The 19611-nt window shown below is 62.9% G+C and carries 22 protein-coding genes and 2 tRNA genes; 7 read left to right on the top strand and 17 right to left on the bottom strand.

Annotation, left to right across the window (positions count from 1 at the left end):
* Nucleotides 1-5: 5 nt before the first annotated feature.
* Nucleotides 6-902, bottom strand: a complete 897-nt coding sequence (locus tag CQ14_RS35820) for an amidohydrolase family protein (protein ID WP_082650170.1) — start codon at nucleotides 900-902, stop codon at nucleotides 6-8.
* A gap of 124 nt (nucleotides 903-1026) precedes the next feature.
* On the opposite strand from CQ14_RS35820, the gene CQ14_RS35815 reads away from it, so the two are divergent.
* Nucleotides 1027-1995, top strand: coding sequence for a Bug family tripartite tricarboxylate transporter substrate binding protein (locus CQ14_RS35815; RefSeq protein ID WP_057862452.1), 969 nt, complete (start codon nucleotides 1027-1029; stop codon nucleotides 1993-1995).
* Between the two features lie 89 nt (nucleotides 1996-2084).
* Nucleotides 2085-2408, top strand: coding sequence for a carboxymuconolactone decarboxylase family protein (locus CQ14_RS35810; protein WP_199805701.1), 324 nt, complete (start codon nucleotides 2085-2087; stop codon nucleotides 2406-2408).
* A 52-nt stretch (nucleotides 2409-2460) separates the two neighbouring features.
* Here the strand turns inward: CQ14_RS35810 and CQ14_RS35805 are convergent.
* The 11 genes from CQ14_RS35805 to CQ14_RS35760 all read right to left on the bottom strand — a co-directional run bounded on the left by CQ14_RS35805 (nucleotide 2461) and on the right by CQ14_RS35760 (nucleotide 10502).
* Nucleotides 2461-2536, bottom strand: a tRNA-Phe gene (locus CQ14_RS35805).
* Between the two features lie 140 nt (nucleotides 2537-2676).
* Nucleotides 2677-2925 (bottom strand): DNA gyrase inhibitor YacG, encoded by a 249-nt coding sequence (gene yacG / locus CQ14_RS48485; RefSeq protein WP_082650169.1) that lies wholly within the window; start codon nucleotides 2923-2925, stop codon nucleotides 2677-2679.
* Nucleotides 2915-3538 (bottom strand): Maf-like protein, encoded by a 624-nt coding sequence (locus CQ14_RS35800; RefSeq protein WP_057862450.1) that lies wholly within the window; start codon nucleotides 3536-3538, stop codon nucleotides 2915-2917. Before CQ14_RS35800 ends, yacG begins: the two co-directional genes overlap by 11 nt.
* A 358-nt stretch (nucleotides 3539-3896) precedes the next feature.
* Complete coding sequence (locus CQ14_RS35795; RefSeq protein WP_057862449.1) at nucleotides 3897-4361, bottom strand: arsenate-mycothiol transferase ArsC; 465 nt, start codon at nucleotides 4359-4361, stop codon at nucleotides 3897-3899.
* Between the two features lie 57 nt (nucleotides 4362-4418).
* The gene (locus tag CQ14_RS35790) at nucleotides 4419-4922 is read right to left on the bottom strand and encodes a UPF0262 family protein (protein WP_057862448.1); all 504 of its coding nucleotides are present in this window, start codon (nucleotides 4920-4922) and stop codon (nucleotides 4419-4421) included.
* Nucleotides 4919-6214, bottom strand: coding sequence for a histidinol dehydrogenase (hisD, locus tag CQ14_RS35785; RefSeq protein WP_057862601.1), 1296 nt, complete (start codon nucleotides 6212-6214; stop codon nucleotides 4919-4921). The genes CQ14_RS35790 and hisD overlap by 4 nt, the downstream gene beginning before the upstream one ends.
* A gap of 284 nt (nucleotides 6215-6498) precedes the next feature.
* A complete protein-coding gene (locus tag CQ14_RS35780) occupies nucleotides 6499-6951 on the bottom strand; it encodes a DUF2948 family protein (protein ID WP_057862447.1) in 453 nt (150 codons plus the stop codon).
* 23 nt (nucleotides 6952-6974) lie between these two features.
* Nucleotides 6975-8264 carry a UDP-N-acetylglucosamine 1-carboxyvinyltransferase gene (gene murA, locus CQ14_RS35775; RefSeq protein ID WP_057862446.1) on the bottom strand — a complete coding sequence of 430 codons (1290 nt, stop codon included), beginning with the start codon at nucleotides 8262-8264 and terminating at the stop codon, nucleotides 6975-6977.
* Nucleotides 8265-8471: 207 nt separating this feature from the next.
* Nucleotides 8472-9131, bottom strand: a complete 660-nt coding sequence (locus tag CQ14_RS35770; protein WP_057862445.1) for a Rossmann-fold NAD(P)-binding domain-containing protein — start codon at nucleotides 9129-9131, stop codon at nucleotides 8472-8474.
* Nucleotides 9128-9952 carry an alpha/beta fold hydrolase gene (locus CQ14_RS35765; protein WP_057862444.1) on the bottom strand — a complete coding sequence of 275 codons (825 nt, stop codon included), beginning with the start codon at nucleotides 9950-9952 and terminating at the stop codon, nucleotides 9128-9130. The genes CQ14_RS35770 and CQ14_RS35765 overlap by 4 nt, the downstream gene beginning before the upstream one ends.
* Nucleotides 9953-9995: 43 nt before the next feature.
* The gene (locus CQ14_RS35760) at nucleotides 9996-10502 is read right to left on the bottom strand and encodes a hypothetical protein (protein WP_057862600.1); all 507 of its coding nucleotides are present in this window, start codon (nucleotides 10500-10502) and stop codon (nucleotides 9996-9998) included.
* Nucleotides 10503-10720: 218 nt separating this feature from the next.
* On the opposite strand from CQ14_RS35760, the gene CQ14_RS35755 reads away from it, so the two are divergent.
* The 3 genes from CQ14_RS35755 to CQ14_RS35745 all read left to right on the top strand — a co-directional run bounded on the left by CQ14_RS35755 (nucleotide 10721) and on the right by CQ14_RS35745 (nucleotide 12418).
* A complete protein-coding gene (locus CQ14_RS35755; RefSeq protein ID WP_156435791.1) occupies nucleotides 10721-11548 on the top strand; it encodes a hypothetical protein in 828 nt (275 codons plus the stop codon).
* 174 nt (nucleotides 11549-11722) lie between these two features.
* A complete protein-coding gene (locus CQ14_RS35750; RefSeq protein WP_156435790.1) occupies nucleotides 11723-12007 on the top strand; it encodes a hypothetical protein in 285 nt (94 codons plus the stop codon).
* Nucleotides 12008-12049: 42 nt separating this feature from the next.
* Nucleotides 12050-12418 (top strand): hypothetical protein, encoded by a 369-nt coding sequence (locus CQ14_RS35745; protein ID WP_057862441.1) that lies wholly within the window; start codon nucleotides 12050-12052, stop codon nucleotides 12416-12418.
* A gap of 31 nt (nucleotides 12419-12449) precedes the next feature.
* Here the strand turns inward: CQ14_RS35745 and CQ14_RS35740 are convergent, their stop codons facing one another.
* The 3 genes from CQ14_RS35740 to CQ14_RS35730 all read right to left on the bottom strand — a co-directional run bounded on the left by CQ14_RS35740 (nucleotide 12450) and on the right by CQ14_RS35730 (nucleotide 14823).
* A complete protein-coding gene (locus tag CQ14_RS35740; RefSeq protein ID WP_057862440.1) occupies nucleotides 12450-12761 on the bottom strand; it encodes a UBP-type zinc finger domain-containing protein in 312 nt (103 codons plus the stop codon).
* 27 nt (nucleotides 12762-12788) lie between these two features.
* Nucleotides 12789-14495, bottom strand: a complete 1707-nt coding sequence (locus CQ14_RS35735) for an FAD-dependent oxidoreductase (protein WP_057862439.1) — start codon at nucleotides 14493-14495, stop codon at nucleotides 12789-12791.
* A 79-nt stretch (nucleotides 14496-14574) separates the two neighbouring features.
* Entirely contained in the window at nucleotides 14575-14823 is a 249-nt protein-coding gene (locus CQ14_RS35730) for a hypothetical protein (RefSeq protein WP_347337181.1), read from the bottom strand.
* A gap of 282 nt (nucleotides 14824-15105) precedes the next feature.
* On the opposite strand from CQ14_RS35730, the gene CQ14_RS35725 reads away from it, so the two are divergent.
* Nucleotides 15106-15180 (top strand) — tRNA-Thr (locus CQ14_RS35725).
* 205 nt (nucleotides 15181-15385) lie between these two features.
* The coding region (locus CQ14_RS35720; RefSeq protein ID WP_245320775.1) for an adenylate/guanylate cyclase domain-containing protein at nucleotides 15386-16980 on the top strand (1595 nt) is incomplete at its 5' end.
* Nucleotides 16981-17337: 357 nt separating this feature from the next.
* Here the strand turns inward: CQ14_RS35720 and CQ14_RS35715 are convergent.
* A complete protein-coding gene (locus CQ14_RS35715) occupies nucleotides 17338-18363 on the bottom strand; it encodes a hypothetical protein (protein WP_057862436.1) in 1026 nt (341 codons plus the stop codon).
* Between the two features lie 187 nt (nucleotides 18364-18550).
* Nucleotides 18551-19555 carry an HD-GYP domain-containing protein gene (locus tag CQ14_RS35710; RefSeq protein ID WP_199805700.1) on the bottom strand — a complete coding sequence of 335 codons (1005 nt, stop codon included), beginning with the start codon at nucleotides 19553-19555 and terminating at the stop codon, nucleotides 18551-18553.
* Between the last annotated feature and the right edge of the window lie 56 nt (nucleotides 19556-19611).

Genomic DNA, 19611 nt, shown 5'->3' with positions numbered 1-19611 from the left:
TGTGCTCAGGGTACCGGCTCGAAGCCGTAAAGCAAAGCTGGGTTATCCACCAAGGCAAGTTGCTGTGTGCGGCTGTCCGGCCGCCACAGCGGAATCAGGTCGACCAGATCCCCGTCATTCGGCATCGGCACGGGACAGATCGGATGCGGCCAGTCGCTGCCCCACAGGATGCGGTCCGGACGCAATTCGACGACCTTTCGGATCATCGGCAGCATGTCACGATGGGGATAGGGCTCTGACGACAGGCGATAAAGGCTGGCAAGCTTGATCCAGCAACGGTCGGTATCGAGCAGCCGCAGTAGCGTTCGGAATGGCTCTGAGTCGACGCCTTCGGCAGCGCTGATCCGCGCCATGTGATCCAGCACAAACGGGCTTCGAATTTGCAGCAGCTGCGGCGCCACATCTACCAGTTCGGTTGCCGCATCGAAGTGCAACACGAGATGCCAGCCCAGATCGAAGGTCTCCTCAGCCAGTCCGCGCAGATGCGCGAAAGAAGCGCCGCCGCTAACCACCGTTGACATGCGACAGCCGCGCATGCCGCGCCTATTCATGTCCTCCAATTCAGGCCGTGGCAGTCCGGACGGGATCACGGCGACTCCACGAAGCTTCCTGGGATTCCGGTCGAGGGCCGCGAGTGTAGCCCGATTATCGGTGCCATGCGCGCCGCCGTGAACGATGATGGCGCGATCGATCCCCAGCGCTGCATGGAGCTGCATCAGGTCTTCGTAGGTGCAGTCCTCGGGCGTGTAGCTGCGTAGTTCGCTGAAGGAAAATTCGGTCTGCGGCCCAAAGACATGAACGTGCGTGTCGCAGGCGCCCGGCGGCATTGCAAAGACCGGACGTTTCGGGTGGCGGTCGGGGCCAGGGCAGGGTTTCAGCGTGACGGATTGATACGCGCTCATGGCTGCTCGGTGACCTGTCGCTAACTGTGATGGGACAGCATATGGCAGCCGATTTGACGACCGCACCGATTGCTGTCAACCTAAAATCGAGGAAAACAGAAAAATCGATTATCTGGAGAAACGAATGCGGCACCTCATTTCCGTGCTATCGGCCCTCGTCATGGGATCGTTGATCGGACAGGCGGCGCACGCCGAATTCCCCGAGCGCGGCGTCAAGATCGTGGTTCCGTTCCCGGCAGGTGGATCAAATGACGTGGTGGCGCGCCTGTTGGGGACCCGACTGTCTCAACTTTGGGGGCAGTCCGTAGTTATCGACAATCGCGGCGGCGGCGGCGGCAATATCGGCGCCGAGGCGGTGGCACGTTCACCCGCCGATGGCTACACGCTGCTGCTGACAGCCCCGGGGCCATTGGTGGTCAATCAATCGCTGTATTCCAAGCTATCGTTCAATCCGGAACAGGATTTCACCCCGGTCGCCTTGATTGCATCGGTTCCGATTGTGCTGGCGGTGAATCCGGGTGTGAAGGCGGCGACGGTGTCCGAACTGATCGCGCTGGCCAAGGCGTCGCCCGGCAAGCTCAATTTCGGATCGTCGGGTCTTGGTTCGACCAATCATCTTGCCGGCGAATTGCTGAAAGCGCGGGCCGGCATCGATATCGTTCATATCCCGTATCGCGGCGCGGCGCCTGCGATGAACGATCTGATCGCCGGAGAGATGCCGATGATGTTCGACAACATGCCGGCCGTTCGTCCGCAGGTGCAAGGTGGCAAGATCCGCGCGCTTGCCGTCGCAGGCGCAGCGCGCTCGCCGCTTTTTCCCGAACTCCCGACCATGGTCGAAGCGGGTGTTCCGAATTTCGAGGCGTCGTCGTGGTTTGGCCTCGTTGCGCCCGCCAAGATACCGCCGGACGTCACGAAAGCGCTGATTGAAGCCGTGAGCAAGGTGATGAGCGAGCCGGACATGGTGAAGCGACTGGCCGAAGTCGGCGCCGAGCCCGGCACGTTGTCTGGCGATGCATTCGGCGCTTTCCTGCGCACCGAGGTCGACAAATGGGGCGAGGTGGTGAAAACCTCCGGCGCCAAGGTCGAGTGAAACCCTCGCACCGTCGCTGAAACAAGGAAGAGAAGCGCATGACGAAGAAGCCAGCGTCACTGGACGAACTGAAGTCGCGCTACGAATCCATGATCGGCTTCACGCCGCCCAAAATCGCGAAGCGACTCGAACTTGGCATGCGCGTCGATCCGGATTTGGTTACAGCGCTGGAGGATTGGCGAATTGCGGCGCTGACGCCGGACGCGCTGGATCAGAAGACCGTGCAACTGATGGCCTTCGCGATTCTGTTGGTGCAGACCTCCGAAGCCGCGGCCAATCATGCCAAAGCTGCGATCAAGGCCGGTGCGACGCTGGAAGAACTGCATGCAAGCGCCGGTATCGCCGCGTTGTTCCGCGGCGTGGCCGCCTTCAATATGGCTGGCGAAATTCTCGCGGGTCTCTTTAAGGAGTGAGCGTTCGACCGGAGGACAGCCCAGGCCCAGAGTTCGCATATCCGAGCAGAAATGGTGCCCAGGGGCGGGATCGAACCACCGACACTGCGATTTTCAGTCGCATGCTCTACCAACTGAGCTACCTGGGCATACCCGAAGGCCACAGAAGGCCGAACCGAGCGGGCGGTTTATAGAGAGGTCGGAAGCGCCTGTCCACCCGCCTTCGCCTGCGGCCTCGGCGCGGCAGGCCCGCCTTCCAACTCATCCCCAAATATTTGAGGAAACACGGCTATTCGGCGTCTTCGGGGTCGGTGGGGCGGCCGGGGATGATGTAGGTGCCGGAGAGCCAGCGGTTCAAATCGACGTCGCGGCAGCGTTTGGAACAGAAGGGGAGCGTGGCGGGCTCCGCCGGTTTGCCGCAGACCGGGCAAGGCTTGGGCGGCGGCTTGTCCCCGCCGGCCTCTTCAGGCCTGCCGGCGGCTTTAGGCCTGCCGGCGGCTTTAGGCCTGCCGGCGGCTTGGGGCCGCTTAGCTGGCATTGAGCCAGCCGAACCGGATCGGAAAGCCCTCCCCGCCCATCAGCGTGACCGATTCGTAGAGCGGCAGGCCAACCACGTTGGTGTAGGAGCCGACCATCTTGACCACGAAGGAACCGGCGATGCCCTGCACGGCATAGCCGCCGGCTTTGCCGCGCCATTCGCCGGAGCCGATATAGGCCTGGATGTCGTCCTCGCTGAGGCGCTTGAAGCGCACCTTGGTCTCGATCAGGCGCTGGCGGAACGCCTCCTTCGGCGTCACCAGGCAGATCGCGGTGTAGACGCGGTGATTGCGCCCCGAGAGCATCCGCAGGCACTGCGCGGCCTCATCGACCAGATTGGCCTTGGGCAGGATGCGGCGGCCGACCGCGACCACCGTATCGGCAGCAAGAATGAACGAGCCGCGCAGCTCGTCGTCGAGCTGGACGGATTTCAGCGCCGCATCGGCTTTTGCTCGCGCCAGGCGATTGGCGCAGGCGCGCGGCAGTTCGCCCCGCTTCGGCGTTTCGTCGACATCGGCCGGGCGCAGCGCGTCGGGCTCGATACCGGCCTGGTTGAGCAGGCTGAGCCGCCGCGGCGAACCGGAAGCAAGAACGAGTTTGGGACGGCCAAGCATGCTGGGTTTTGTCGGAAATAAGGATTCGGGTGGGAACGCGCGCGCGGAAACTATCGGAAGGCACTCCATTCCACAACCGGGAGGCAAGTGGTTGAGGGTACTTTCGTTTCTGCCTGGCGTTGCTTCCTACCCTCCCCTGGAGGGGGAGGGTCGACGCTCATGAAATGAGCGGCGGGGCGGGGTGACGGTCTCTCCGCATCCAACAGTATCCGTGCGGAGAGATCACCCCACCCCGTCTCGCATTTCGCTACGCGCATGCGAGCCGACCCTCCCCCTCCAGGGGAGGGTGAAGACAGGGCTCATCATCTGGACCAGTGACACTGCGCTGCGTCCGGGAAGCGCCGGCTGGCATTGTGCGTCACCCGCTCGCTGCCCCCACCTTCGCGAATCTCCGGCGGATGCGCATCAACAGGCCGTCGCAGACCTCGCGATAGGCGGCGAGCTTCTGCTCGCGGCTGCCTTCGGTGCCAGTCGGGTCCGGCGTCGGCCAGTATTCGACATCGGCGGCCATGGTGCGGGTCAGTTCCAGCGCCTTGTGGTGCGCCTCCGGCGACAGCGTGATGATGAGGTCGAAATTGAGCCCTTCCCAATCCTCGAGCTCCTCGAACGTCATCGGCTTGTGGCCGGAAATATCCTGGCCCAGTTCGGCCATCACGGCGACCGCGAACGGATCGAGCTCGCCCTTCCTGGCGCCGGCGGATTTCACGTAGAGCGCCTGCGGGAGCATCTGCCTGAGCAGGCTTTCCGCCATCGGCGAACGCACGCTGTTCAGCCCGCATGCGAACAGCACGGCCTGCGGGTTGCGCGCGCGGGGCGCATCCATGCGGTCAGGCTTCTCTCGTTCGGGACGAAACCCTTTCGCCGAAACGGCTGCGCGACATCATGCGTCCTGCCCCTTCCAGTGCAGCACGCAGATCAGCGTGAACAGGCGCCGGGAAGTTTCGAAATCGATTCTTACCTTGCCCTTCAGCCGCTCCTGCAGCGTGCGCGAGCCTTCGTCATGGATGCCGCGGCGGCCCATGTCGATCGCCTCGATCTTGTCGGGGGTCGCTGTCCGGATCGCCTGGTAATAGCTGTCGCAGATCATGAAATAGTCCTTCACGATCCGGCGGAACGGCGTCAGCGACAGCAAATGCGCCACCACGGGCGTGCCGTTCTCGTGGCGGATATCGAACATCAAGCGGTTGCCGGTGATCGCGATGTGCAGCGTGAACGGCCCCTGCCCCGCGCCATCAGGCGCGAACAAATTCTGCTCGATCAGATCGTAGATCGCGATCGCGCGCTCGTGCTCGATATCGGGACCGGATCGGCCGATCGATTCCTCGTCGAGCGTCACCGCGACGATGCGGTTGTGCTGGTCATCGTCTGGTGGCGGCTTGTTCATGGCAAATTGAGGCGCAATCCGACCGAGCGTGAATGGGCGTCCAGACCCTCGGCCTTGCCCAAGGTCATCGCGGCGGGCCCCAGCGCGCGCAACTGGTCCGGCCCGCATTTGAGAATCGAGGTGCGCTTCATGAAGTCTAGCACGCCGAGCCCGGACGAAAACCGCGCCGAACGCGCGGTGGGCAGGACGTGGTTGGAGCCGCCGACATAATCGCCGATCGCCTCCGGCGTATGAGGCCCGAGGAAGATCGCGCCGGCGTTGCGGACCTTTGCCGACAAGGCCTCCGCATCCGCGGTCATGATTTCGAGGTGCTCGGCGGCGATGGCATTCGCGAGCTCGACCGCCTCGTCGAGCTTTTTCACCATGATGATGGCGCCGAAATCGTTCCACGAGGCCCGCGCGATGTCGGCGCGGGGCAACGTCGCGAGCTGGGATTCCACCGCGCGTTCGACCTCGGCCGCCAGCGCCGCACTGTCGGTGATCAGGATCGACTGCGCGCTGGCGTCATGCTCGGCCTGCGCCAACAGGTCGGCGGCGATCCAGCCGGCATTGCCGGTGTCATCAGCGATGACCAGCACTTCCGAGGGGCCGGCGATCATGTCGATGCCGACCTTGCCGAACACCAGCCGCTTGGCGGCGGCGACATAGGCATTCCCCGGCCCGACGATTTTGGCGACCGGCGCGATCGTCGCGGTGCCGTAGGCCAGCGCCGCCACCGCCTGCGCACCGCCGACGCGGTAGATCTCGGCGACGCCCCCGAGATGGGCGGCCGCCAGCACCAGCGGGTTGAGCTTGCCGTCCGGCGAGGGCACCACCATGACGACGCGCGGCACGCCGGCGACGCTTGCCGGCACCGCGTTCATCAGCACCGAGGACGGATAGGCCGCGGTGCCGCCGGGCACGTAGAGGCCAACCGCATCGACCGCGCTCCAGCGCCAGCCGAGCTCGACGCCTGCCGCGTCGGTGAAGCGCTCATCCTTCGGCAGTTGCCTCTGGTGGAAAACCTCGATCCGGTCGCGGGCGAATTTCAGCGCATCGACGGTAGCGGGATCGCAGGCCTTCACGGCGGCGTCGATCTCGGCCTCGGTCACGCGCAGGCCGGCGGCGTCGACCTCGAGCCGGTCGAATTTTTTCGTCGCCTCGATCAGGGCGGCATCGCCGCGGGCGGCCACGTCGTCGACGATGGCCCTGGTGGCGCGCTCGACATCGGCCGATACCTCGCGTTTGGCGGCGAGGAATTCCTTGAATTTCGGCTCGAAATCGGCGCGGCTGGTATCCAGGCGAACGGGCATGGCGGCTTTCTGGGCGAGATCGAAAGGTCCATGCTCAATGGCGCGGCGGCCAAGGGCCGTCAACCCTTGGTCGCCCGGAAACAGAGCCCGTAGGGTCGGCAAAGCGCAGCGTGCCCACCCATAAAATGCCGCCTTTTCCCGCCCGACACTGCTAGACCTCATCCTGAGGAGCCGCGGAGTCTCGAAGGATGAATGGCACCAGCCGGGCCTCGTGGTTCGAGACGGCGCTGCGCGCCTCCTCACCATGAGGGTTTAGTGGTTGCCACGGAGCTTCCGCGGCGCTTTCACCCCTCCGGCCCCGAGGGCGCGATGGCGAGGTCGCTGGTGCCGATATCGTCGGTGCCGAGGTCGGTCAGCTCGCATTCCAGGCATTCGACGTCCAGCCGCAGCGCCCCGCCATGGCTAAACAAGAGAAGCGCGCTGCCGCCCGGGGGCTCGGCCGGGTGGAATTCGATGCCGACCAGTTCCAGCACTGCATCTAGCTGCGCCAGATCGATATTGCGGGACTTGCATGCCAGCACGCGGTCGAAGCGCAGCGCCGCGATCGAGCGGCGCGGCTCGGTTCCGCCTGACAGCGTCTGCTCCCAGTCCAGCCGGTTCATGCCGACCACCAGCCGCTTTTCGTCCTGCCGCCAGACGATGTCGGCGGCCAGCACGCGGGCGTCCTGCACGTGGGCGGAGATTACCGAAAGATCGTCGGCGTCGAGCGCAATCAGTTTGAGCGGGTCCGCCGGCATTCCCAGGTATCCTCGATAATCCTCTAGTCGCTGATGCGCTCGATCGACGCGCCGCAGGCCGAGAGTTTTTCCTCCAGCCGCTCGAACCCGCGGTCCAGATGATAGATCCGGTTGACCATGGTTTCGCCTTCGGCGGCAAGGCCTGCGATGACCAGCGAGACCGACGCCCGCAGATCGGTGGCCATCACGGGCGCGCCGCGCAGTTTGGCGGTGCCGTCGATGGTCGCGGTCTCGCCGTCAAGGGATATACGCGCGCCGAACCGCGCCAGTTCCTGCACATGCATGAAACGATTCTCGAAGATGGTTTCGGTGATCTGCGAGGAACCGCTGGCGCAGGCCATCAGCGCCATCAATTGCGCCTGCAGATCGGTCGGAAAGCCCGGGAACGGCGCGGTCGAGACCGTCACCGGGCGGATGCCGGCGCCATTGCGCGCGACCCGGATACCGTCATTGTTGACGGAGATAAGGGCGCCGGCCTGCGTCAGCACATCGAGCGCCGATTGCAAGAGTTCGGGACGCGCGCCGGAAAGCTGCACGTCGCCGCCGGTCATGGCAACCGCCATCGCATAGGTGCCGGCCTCGATCCGGTCGGGCAGCACGGTATGGCGCGCGCCGTGCAGCTTTTCGACGCCCTCGACCACGATCCGCGGCGTGCCGGCGCCGAAAATGCGCGCGCCCATCTTGTTGAGGCAATCGGCGACGTCGGTTATCTCGGGCTCGCAGGCCGCGTTGCTGATGATGGTCGTGCCCTTCGCCAGCGTCGCCGCCATCAGCGCCACATGCGTTCCGCTCACCGTCACCTTGGGGAACTCGATCTCAGCGCCACGCAGGCCACCGGGCGCCTTCGCCACCACATAGCCGCCATCGATGGTGAGTTCGGCGCCGAGCTTTTCCAGCGCCATGATCAGGAGGTCGACCGGGCGCGTGCCGATGGCGCAGCCGCCCGGCAGCGAAACCTTCGCCTCGTGCATCCGCGCTACCAGCGGCGCGATCACCCAGAAGCTGGCGCGCATCCGCGACACCAGCTCATAGGGTGCGGTGGTGTCGATGATGTCAGCGGCCGAGATGTGCAGGGTCTGGCCCTGATAGGCGCGGTCGCCCGGCCGCTTGCCAGCCGACATGATGTCGACGCCGTGGTTCCCGAGGATGCGCTGCAACTGCGCGACATCGGCCAGCCGCGGCACGTTGTCGAGGATCAGGGTTTCCTCGGTCAGCAGGGCGGCGATCATCAGCGGCAGGGCGGCGTTCTTGGCGCCCGAAATGGAAATGGTGCCGTTGAGCTTGCTGCCGCCAACGATACGAATGCGGTCCATGCCACCCCCCTTTCGACGCACTTATGAGCGCGTGCGTCCACGGCAGAAGCGGCGACATTTGCGGCGATTTGATGGGGTGGACTCGAAGCGGCAGTCGTCATTCCGGGGCGCTCACGAACGTGAGCGAACTATGGGGCGCCCTTGCGCCCCCGGGAACCTCGAGATTCCGGAATCGGCCCAGCGGGCTGCTCCGGAATGACGACCGAGCTAAATCGAATTAATATCCACGCTCTCCAGGATCGGCTTCGGATAGCCGTCGCGCGCCACCTTGATCATGGCGCGGCCGAGCTGTTCGCTGGTCGTCATGTGGTTCGGCGTGGCTCGCACCATCCAGGACAGCAGCGGCGCGGTGACGGCATAGACCGCGTTCACCCATGCCGTCTTCGACCGGACGCCGTGCAGCGGCTGGATGCCGGATGGCCGGAACATGTAGGCCGCCTTGAACGGCAGCTTGAGCAGATCGTTCTCGGTCTTGCCCTTGACCCGCGCCCATCGGAGCGGGCCCTGCTCGGTTGAATCACTGCCCTTGCCGGTGACGTAGGTGAACACCATGCCGGGGTTGAGCCGCGCCAGCGTGGTCGCCGCCGCCATGGTGACGTCGTAGGTCAGATGCCGGTAGCGCTCCGGATCCATGCCGATCGAGGAGACGCCGAGGCAGAACAAGCAGGCGTCGTATCCGGCAAGCTCGGATTCGATCTTCGAGAAGTTCGTGAAATCGTCGTGGAGGACTTCGCGCAGCTTTGCGTGCTGCACGCCGGCCGGGCTGCGGGAGATCGCCAGCACCTCCGTGACACCGGCATCGATCAGGCATTCGCGCAGGACACCCTGCCCGACCATGCCGGTGGCGCCGAACAGGATCACTTTCATGATTTGATGAACGCCAGCAGGTCAGCGTTGATGGTGGGAGATTCGGTAGTCGGCATGCCGTGCGCAAAGCCCTTGTAGGTTTTCAGCGTGCCGTTCTTCAGAAGCTTTGCCGATAGCGGCGCGGAGTCCTCATAAGGCACGATCTGGTCGTCGTCACCATGCATCACCAGCACCGGCACGGTGATCTTCTTGAGGTCCTCGGTGAAATCGGTCTGCGAGAAGGCGACGATGCCGTCGTAATGCGCTTTCGCGCCGCCCATCATGCCCTGTCGCCACCAGTTCTGGATCACCGCTTCCGACGGCTTGGCGCCCGGCCGGTTGTAGCCGTAGAAGGGCCCCGCCGCAATGTCGCGATAGAATTGCGAGCGATTGGCCGCCACCTGCGCCTGGAAATCGTCGAACACGGCCTTGGGCAGACCTCCCGGATTGGCCTGCGTCTGCACCATCAAGGGCGGCACTGCGGCGATGATCACAGCCTTCGCCACCCGGCTCTCGCCGTGGCGGGCGATGTAATGCACCACCTCGCCGCCGCCGGTGGAATGGCCGACGTGAACGGCGCCCTTGAGATCGAGATGCGCGGTCAGCGCCGCGAGGTCGTCGGCATAATGGTCCATGTCGTGGCCGTCGGCCACCTGGCTGGAGCGGCCATGGCCGCGGCGGTCATGGGCGATGACGCGAAAACCGTTGTTCAGGAAAAACAGCATCTGCGCGTCCCAATCGTCCGCCGACAGCGGCCAGCCGTGGCTGAATACGATCGGCTGGCCCTTGCCCCAGTCCTTGTAGAAGATCTCGACGCCGTCGTTGGTTGATATGGTGGGCATTTTCGAATTCTCCTCTTGTTAGGCGGTCATTCCGGGGCACGCGTTATGCCGGCAGCGGCCGGAATCGCCGGAGCACACCGATGATGACGACAACGAAGAACACCAGCACGATGCCCTGCACGACGGCGAACGGCGGCTCGGCCGGCGGGACGCTCGGCGCCAGCGCATGCAGCGCCGGCACTTTCAGGAACGACTGGATCACCAGCACGAAGACGTTGAGATAGAGCGAGACCAGCGCGGTCAGCGCGTAGATCCAGCGCCAGGCGCCGTTGAGCTTCATGCCGTAAAGCGCAAGACAGGCGATCGCCAGCAGCACCAGCGAGAGAATGCCGATCATGTGCGACGGCAGCAGCTTGTCGGACACGAGGGGCGGAATCAGAAACCCTGAAGCGCTGGTCAGGATCGTGAACAACAGGAAGATCGCGGTCAGGCCCGGCATCCGCTTCGAACCGAGCATCCCGAACATCACGACAAGGCCCGCAACGATCGCGATCAGGCTGATGATCACATGCACGAGAACGAATGTCGCCAAGCTCATACCTAAAATCATGTGCGCCCCCGCCATTGGAAATATTCCAGAGGTTACGCCGCGCCGTGGAAAATTTCCACACGCGTCGCGTGCAGCGGCGTCAAGGCAGGCATGTGCGTGAATGAAGATACATCAACCAAAGTAGTATGATGCACGAAATCTTTGCAACGTTGTCATAAACCGGGGCAGCGCCAGCGCTGAAGAATTGAATCCAGGCCGTGTACTCAGGGCGCCGCTCTATGCGCCAATTGACGTATTCATTTGCCATTTCTAGGCTATGCCGGAAATTCACGAAGGGGTTGGGCGTGCTTTCAAAACTCAAAAGCCTGGCCGCAGACGCCATGAAAAGCGTCACCGGACAGTTCGCGAACGCCTCCGGAGCAATTGCCGACCTGGCCGCCAGTCTTGCCAACCGCGCCGCGGCGGCCGCTGATCTGGGCCGCATTCTCGACATCATCGAAATGGTTCCTGGCGTCAGTTTCGACAAACCCGATCTCGATGCCGACTATCTCAATACGTTGCTGGCTGCGGTGCAGATGGGCGAGTTGACGCTGGCCGTGCATTACCGCCAGCAAACCGAAGCCAGCGTGGTGCGCTTGCATCCCGTCGCAACGGCAGAGGCCAATGCACTGGTCGGCTCGGACAACAAGTTTTCCTCGAAAATCCTGGTCGACGGTGAAGGCGACAAACCTGCCATCCAGATGCTGATGAACACCGAGCATCTGGCGAAAAATTACCGGCACGTTTCCGCCGATACGCTGATCAACGCATTGGCCTTCCCGATCGAAAATGTCAAAGGCGGTTTCATCATCGCCAAACCGTTTCGTGCGATCGCGCGACCCATCGCAGGCTGGCTGCTCAACATTATTTTCGACCAGGGCGAAAAACTGCACCGGCGTTTCCTCGGCAATCGCGGCGAAGATCAACCCCAACCACCTTCGCCGCCTGCGGACGATGAACAAACCGACGCGCCGCGTGCCTCAAGGACGTCGGAAGGCGGCGACGTCCAGGCTCGGGGCTCCGATCGAACCCTCGGCAACCAGCCGCGGAATGATGGCACGAATTGATTGGACAACAGTCGAGAGCGACACGCCGTTGGCATGTCGCTTAGGGCCGAAAGCGTAGATCGTCCTGGCATTGGTTAAACTTTATCTATCCAGCTAATGGGATCGATACAGCAATCTCCAAGATTTCGTAGTTGTGAGCGATCACTTGGGGAGACCATGGTAGAGTCAACATCCATGGAATCTCAAAACGAGATGTCAGAGCCACGCACAATCGATGACGACGCGACCTCTACAACCCCGCGCATCGTCAATGGCCTGACTTTTCGCCCTCGTAAAAAGATCAATGTGTGGAAAGGTCTTGGCATCTTTCTCGGAACTACTTTGGTGCCGGATGTTGTCGTGCTCCTCGCCATCGTCCCGTTCGCTGTGCGTCGCATTCTGAAGTATCTCGACGCGAGAGGGATGCTGGCTGACCGACCGGACGTTCCCGAAATGATTGGACCGATTATCTCCGAATAGATAGCCGGGTTGGCCCCGGCCTGGGTGGAGACCCAACGTAATATGTTTGTCCGCTTTGTGGTCGGCACGGATAGCGAGAACCACCGGTGGCTGAAGGGTATCATCAATGAGGCACTGCGTCTTCGCGACCGTGGGCGCCTCGACCCCCATCAACAGGCCTGCCTTGATGACGCACATGTGTGGCTGAACGCCCATCTCCCTGTTCCGCCATTTTCCAGGAGCGACTGGGGCCCAAACGTAGTTTGCTGGTTCAAGGACACTGCTGACCCGTCGATCAAAAAGATGTGGGAGATCGTAGCTCTCCTCAAGGAGAACGGCATCGCCGTGCGCCTGCTCAGATCAAGGAATCCGGGAAAGATTGTCTACGAGGACGACTTCCAGGTCGTCGTTCGGCAGTGGAAGCACCTGTAGGCCAACGCCGAAAGCCCATGTCTGCTTCGGGTCAATAATAGCGGGGGATCGGACCGTTATGCGGCGTCTTGCGGTGCGACAGATCGAACAGCACCTCGTCGACATAGCACCAGCCCCAGCCTTCCGGCGGATCGTAGCCTTCGATCACGGGATGGCCGGTGGCATGGAAATGCGCTGACGCGTGCTTGTTGGGCGAATCGTCGCAGCAGCCGACATGGCCGCAGGTGCGGCAGATCCGCAAATGCAGCCACTCGCTCCCGCTTTTCAGGCATTCCTCGCAGCCGAGCGCACTCGGCGTTACGGTTTGGATGTCGGCGATATGGCCGCAGCCCTTTTTCGTCACCGCTTCACTCCTCGCGTCTCGAAGAACCTAGAGCGCCGGCTTCATGCTGTCGGCGAGAAAGCCGTGCAGCGCCGCCACCACCTGGGCGCCCTCGCCGATCGCGCCGCCGACGCGCTTGACCGAGCCGGAGCGCACGTCGCCGACCGCGAACACGCCGGGCACCGAGGTTTCCAGCGGCGAGGCAGACCGGCCGTCCTTCTGGGTGCATTGCGTGCCCGTCACCACGAAGCCGCCGCGATCGACCATGACGCCGCAGCCCTCGAGCCAGGTCGTTGCCGGATCGGCGCCGACGAACAGAAACAGGTTGCGGATATCGATCGTGTGCTCTTCCGGGGCGAGGCGGCTGCGCCAGCGCAGGCGCGCGAGCGCCGCCTCGGCATCGCCCTCGAGGCCGACGACCTCGGTGTTGAACATCAGTTCGATATTGGGCGTCGCCTCGATGCGCTCGATCAGATAACGCGACATGCTGGCGCCGAGCCCACCGCCGCGGATGATCATGTAGACCTTGCGCGCGTGGGCAGACAGGAACACCGCGGCTTGCCCTGCGGAATTGCCGCCGCCGACCAGCACGACGTCCTGATCCATGCACAGCTTGGCCTCGATCGGCGAGGCCCAGTACCAGACGCCGCGGCCTTCGAATTTCGCGAGGTTCTCGATCTCCGGCCGGCGATAGCGCGCGCCGCTCGCGACCACGACGGATTTGGCGCGCATCGTTTTCCCGCAATCGGTCGCCAGCGCAAAGACGCCGTCGGGGCGGCTGCAATCGAGCGAGTTGATCGAGACCGGGATCAGCATGTCGGCGCCGAATTTCTGCGCCTGGGTGAAGGCGCGCCCGGTCAGCGCCTGGCCGGTGATGCCGGTCGGGAAGCCGAGATAGTTTTCGATTCGTGCGCTGGCGCCGGCCTGGCCGCCGAACGCCCGCGAGTCGAACACCGCGACCGACAATCCTTCGGACGCCGCATAGACGGCGGTGGCGAGGCCCGCCGGCCCGCTGCCGATCACCGCGACATCGTAGAGCTTTTCGTGGTTGTGGTCGCCGATCATGCCGATGGCATAGGCGATCGCTGGCTCCGACGGATTGCGCAGCACCCGGCCGTCGGCAATCACGACCAGCGGCAGCTCGGCGCGCGAGGCGGCATAGCGCGCGACGAGGTCGGCGGCGTCCTTGTCGGTCGCGGGATCGAGCATGTGGTAGGGCTGGCCGTTACGCCCGAGAAAATTCTGCAGCCGCGCCATGTCGCCAAGCGATGGCGGGCCGATCAATACCGGGCCGCCGGCGCCGCCCTGGATCAGGCTGACCCGGCGCAGGATCAGCGCCCGCATGATGCGCTCGCCGAGTTCGGCCTCGGCGACGAGTAGCGCCCGCAATTGATCCGGCGGAATCAGCAGCGTCTCGACATCGCCCTCGGCGTGGCCGTCGACCAGCGCGGGGCGGCCGGAGAGCTGTCCGATCTCGGCCAGAAATTGCCCCGGCCCCTGGTCGACGATGGGCGTGACATGACCGAGGCCGTCGCGCTGGGTGATCGCGACATCGCCTGACAGTACCACGAACATGCCGGGACCCTGCTTGCCGGTCTCGAACAGGGCTTCGCCGTCCTTGTAGCTGCGCAGCTCGCCGAACCGACGCATGCGCTCGATTTCGGGAGGCGTCAGCGCCGGAAATGTCTGTTCATAACGAGGAAACGCGTTGGTCGCCGCGCCGGTCGCCGGACCGGCCGTGATGTCTGCACTCATGATCGCCACCCAAAGTAACAAGAACGGTGCGAAAAGCCGTCAGGCCGCCCGGCGAGCGATCGGGGAATCCCCCTCTCCACTACTGGCCCGTCTTTTCGTCGCTGGCGTCATCTAGGGAGGCATTGGGGCTTTCGGAAGATGCGGCATCGCTGCGCCCGCGCACCTGCGACTTCCGCCGCTTGAGATTTTCACGCAGCGCCAGCTTCAGCCGGTCCCGTCGTGAATCCTTCGCATCCGCGGCCGTCTTTCCTGCACCCTTGCCTTGATCACCCGTCATCGCCAGTCCGTCGAATATCCCTGCTCGAAACAGAGGCAGCCCAACCACCACCCACTGTCGCCGGAACATAGTGCGTTTCGCACTCCCTCGCCGCAACGACCCGTCGAGCCGACGGTGAGCCGATTGAAGGCGCGGCCATGATTCGACGCTCCGGGGAACCGGATTGGCCGGAAGTTGACCATTTTGAAGGAGTTGGCCGGCGACTACGCCGATTTTTCACGATTTTGGTCCCTTCCCGGCCTGCCCGCATGCTTGCGCCAGAGGGGTCCTTGTGGCAAGAACCGGCCGCCTAGTGGGAGCCCGTTTGGGCCGATTCCCTTAAGTACCGGGCATGCTGCCGTAGCTCAGTGGTAGAGCACTCCATTGGTAATGGAGAGGTCGACAGTTCAATCCTGTCTGGCAGCACCATCCTTTCCTCAGGTCCACGACAAAGTGCTAGGCTCCTCCTTGTCCCAGCGGCGTGGGTTAGCCGGTCGTTCGGGAGGTGGGCCTGTGACAGAGCAGCGGGTTCAAAGGCGACTAGCGGCAATCTTGGCCGCTGACGTGGTCGGTTACTCTGCGTTGATGCAACGCGCTGAGGAAGCTACCTATGCCGAGTTCGAGCGGCTGAANNCCCGCCACGACGGGCGACTGATCAAGACCACGGGTGACGGCGCGTTGGCCGAGTTCGCAAGTCCGTCGGCTGCGGTGCGATGTGCGGTGGAGATACAGGAAAGCATCGCGTCAGGCCGAAGCTCCTTTAAGCTGCGTATTGGGGTCAATCTCGGGGAGGTTATCGTCGCGTCTGACGGCGATCTTTTTGGCGACGGGATCAACGTTGCGGTCCGGCTGGAGGGGGTCGCCGATCCCGGCGGCATCCTGATTTCCGAAAAGGTGTACAGCGAAGTCGAAGGCAAGCTGGACGTTGGCTTCGAGGATCGCGGTGAGCAGCAGCTCAAGAACATCTCCAAGCCGGTCCGCGCCTACGCCGTTGGAGGAGCGCATCGTGCGCTGAGCGATAGGCTGAGTGCGACCCCGCCACTCCCCGATAAGCCGTCCATCGCCGTGCTGCCGTTCGAGAACATGAGCGGCGATCCCGAGCAGGAATATTTTGCGGATGGAATTGTTGAGGAGATCATCACCGCGCTTTCGCGGTTCAAATGGCTGTTCGTGATCGCTCGTAACTCGAGTTTCGCCTTCAAGGGCAGAGCGATCGATATTAAGGAGGTCGGGCGCAGGCTTGGCGTACGCTATGTCCTCGAGGGGTCTGTGCGCAAGGCGGCGGGTAAAGTCCGCATCACAGGGCAGTTGATTGATGCGATTACAGGGGCGCATCTATGGGCGGACAGATTCGAGCGTGATCTGACAGACATTTTCGCTCTGCAGGACGAAGTAACGCTCGCCGTTGTCTCGGCCATCGAGCCAAAGATGCTTCAAACAGAAATTGCAATGGCGACCCGACGGCAACCGGAGAACCTCACCGCCTATGATTACTATCTCCGAGCCATGCAACAGTACTATTCGTTCACCCGCGAAGGATTGGCCGGGGCGATAAGGCTGGCTCATCGCGCCTTGGAGCTGGACCCTCGGTTCGGCTCTGTCGCGGCTCTGGCAGGTGTCTGCCACATGCAAATCGCCATTTTGGGCCATTCCAACGATCCCCAGTTCGACCGCAAGGAAGCAGTTCGGCTTGCTCGCTTGGCATTGCGCATCGACGATGGTGATCCGGAAACGTTAGCAAGGGCTTCCATGATCTCGGCGTTCATGGTCGGCGATAGTGAAGCCGAGATCGAAATGGCTGACCGGGCGGTCGCGCTCAACCCAAATTCATGGATCACATGGAACAACAGAGGCCATGTCTATAGAATTGCGGGGCTGCCGGAGGAAGCGATCCGGAGCTTTGAACGCGCCCTTCGCATTAGCCCGGTAGACCGGCGACTACACACGACGCTGGCTGGCATTGGGCACGCTCTAATCGAGCTTCGCCGCTTTGACGAGGCCATCGTCGTATTGAAGAAAGCCCTTCGTCAGAATCCCTCCTATCTGGCAACTTACCGCTGCCTCGCGTCCGCCTTCGCCCATCTCGGACTTGACGCTGAGGCGCACGACGCGGCGGCGCGTGTGCTTGAGATCGATCCCGCCTTTACAATGTCGACGTATGTCGCCTCGGCCCCCAAAAATACAAAGCTGTTGATTGAGGGGCTTCGGAAAGCGGGGTTGCCCGAATGAACGCACTCGCCGAGCGCCCACAAGATGACCGAATGACCGCTACTGGGCCCAAAATGACGTGTGCCATATCCTATTTGATGTCGGCTCTCGTGGGTGAGGCGGATGAAGGGCTACCAAATGGGGTGCACATCCTACTAGGGATCGGCGCACCGTCTGGTCCAAGGATGCAAGATGCACCCTCCCCCAAGTCGTCTTCACAAGTGATCCTTGCACTGATACACAACCAAGGTGAGCGACTTGAAAAACCCCTGATCTTTCAGTGAGCTGGGGCTGCACCGGAACAGTTCAATCCTGTCTGGCAGCACCATTCTTTCCAGAAATAGCCGACATCCCTCTCTCCGCAGGCAGCCGAAGCCGCTATCGGCCACCAAACGTCCGCCGCATATCCTGCTCGAACTTTTCCTGCCGCTCCCTTTCCTCGATTTCCCGCCTCTTGCTTTCCTCCTTTTGCCGTCTGGCGGTCTCCGCCCGAAGTTTCTGTTGCTCGCGCGCTTTTGCGTTTTTCTCTGCGTGTGCCTGACGCTCCTGGGCCTGCCCCGGCATCTGCCATAGCCCGGTGAGATTGGTCAGCACGACGGCGATGCCGATCGAGAGGACAACGATCTTGACGGTGTCCCAGCGCGAGATGGCCTTGGGGTTTTTTCCCATTGCAACGATTTCGGGCCTCAGTGCGGGAGCCGCAGCGGCCTTCGGAACATTGCTCGGCGATGCCGTCTCACTTGAGCTGACATTTGGCCCAACACTTGGCACGCTCGTCCTCGCCGGCTCGGCGGCCGGCGTGTCGCGAAAGGCAAGCCAGCGCGCTTCGACCGCTGCGCGGAGCGCCCTTGGCTCGACCGATACGAACTCGTGGTGCAATGCCATCTGGACCTGCGAGCCCTTGGGGATGAAGTTGGCGCTCCATCCGGGGCCGCGCAGGAAGGCTGAGTCGACGAAGATCCGCCGGTCGTAGAACGACTTCGAAAGCAGAACCACGGTGACGTCGCGCAGGAGCAACAGATTGCGCGTCGCGAAATCACCGAACTGGAAGAACGACCAGTACGTCGCTTCAACATCGACCGTGCCGATAGCCTGAATTTCGCGCCAGGGGATCAGGACCTCCTTGACCATGGGGATTCGGTAATGGATGCCCGTGGGCGAAAGCGTGAATAACGGCTTGCCGGGATTCGAGCGCCGCCAAAGCGTAAGGGCGACCAGGCCAGCGCCGAACACCCAGCAGAGCACGATTCCGATGATCGTCCACGGCTCGCGGTCGAGATCGACCAGCGCATATATCAGGAGGCCCAGAAAGATCAGCAGGAGGCCGGTCGGCAGCAGCCTGACGATGGCCGCGGTCGACCGGTATTCGAGCGTTTGATGGATATCCTGGCCGCTGACATTCATGGCTTCGGCTCTCCACCGCAGGATTGACAGCGAGCATCGCTACCCCCGCTCCCCACGGACTTCGACGGTCCGGTTACGGATTCGCGAGACGCCATGCGCTCATCTGTGGCGAAGAATTGGTCGGGCCGGCGCAGATCGTGGTTCAGCCGCAATCAGGAAAATCAGCGCGGCTTGTGCTCCCGCTGCCTTATTCCGAGCCCAGCGCGACGTTGCGGAACGCCTTGACCAGCGATCCCTCCAGCTTGCCTTCCATGCCGCAGAGGATCTGGTAGGCGTCGGGCCGCGGCATCGGCGGCCGGTAGGGCCGCGACTCGATGAGCGCTGCGAAGATATCGGAGATCGTCAGCAGCCGGACGAGATCGGAAATCTCGGAGTCTTTCAGACCATCCGGATAGCCGGAACCGTCAAGATATTCGTGATGGTGCCGCACGCCGTCCAGAATTTCCGGCGTGATGCCGGCTACGCCCCTCAAGAGATCATATCCGATCACGGGATGGCGCCGGATGATCTCCTCCTCCTCGGCGTCGAGGCGGCCCGGCTTGTCGAGGATCGCCAGCGGGATGCGCGCCTTGCCGATGTCATGCAGGGTCGCCGCCAGTCCGAGCCGCGATACATCCGCGCCGGAAAAACCGATATCGAGGGCGAAGCCGACCGCAACGCCGGTGACGAGCAGGCAATGCTGAAACGTGCCCTCGTGATAGCGGCGCACCTCGTCGAGCCATGTCGACAGTCCGTCCCGCCCGACGCGGTTGATGATCTTCGACGTTGCACGCTTCGCATCGGCGACTTTCACCGGCTTGCCAAGGCGTACATTCGAAAACATCGAAGCGAAGGCTGCCACGCCCTCGTCCATATCCAATCCCGGAGCTGCGGCGCTGTCCGCAGCCGCTTCCGCCGCTTCGATCTGCGCAACCTTGAGAATGGCTTCCTTGGGACGCGAAATGATCGAGGTGGCGCCGAGCGCATGGGCCTGCGCCACCATCGAACGGGAGAGATTGTGAACGACGAACAGCTTCTCAGGAATCGCGGCGAGATCCTGCAGAATGAACCTGAGCTGATCGACGCGCGGCATCTGCCGCAGGTCGACGTCGACCATCAGCACGCCGTGCGACCTGATCCGAGTGCCGTCACCGCCCAGCAGCCAAGGGACCACGGCATGTTGCGGCTCGAGCACCGCTCGAATCGCAGGCAACTTCGTCGGTTCGTCTGTGACAAAATAGACGAGCATTTGGAGAAAAGTCCCTACGC

This window comes from Bradyrhizobium lablabi (genome assembly GCF_001440475.1).
GTDB classification, from domain to species: domain Bacteria; phylum Pseudomonadota; class Alphaproteobacteria; order Rhizobiales; family Xanthobacteraceae; genus Bradyrhizobium; species Bradyrhizobium lablabi.
Note: the sequence above shows the minus strand (reverse complement) of the source record. Positions and strands in the feature narration are given on the sequence as shown.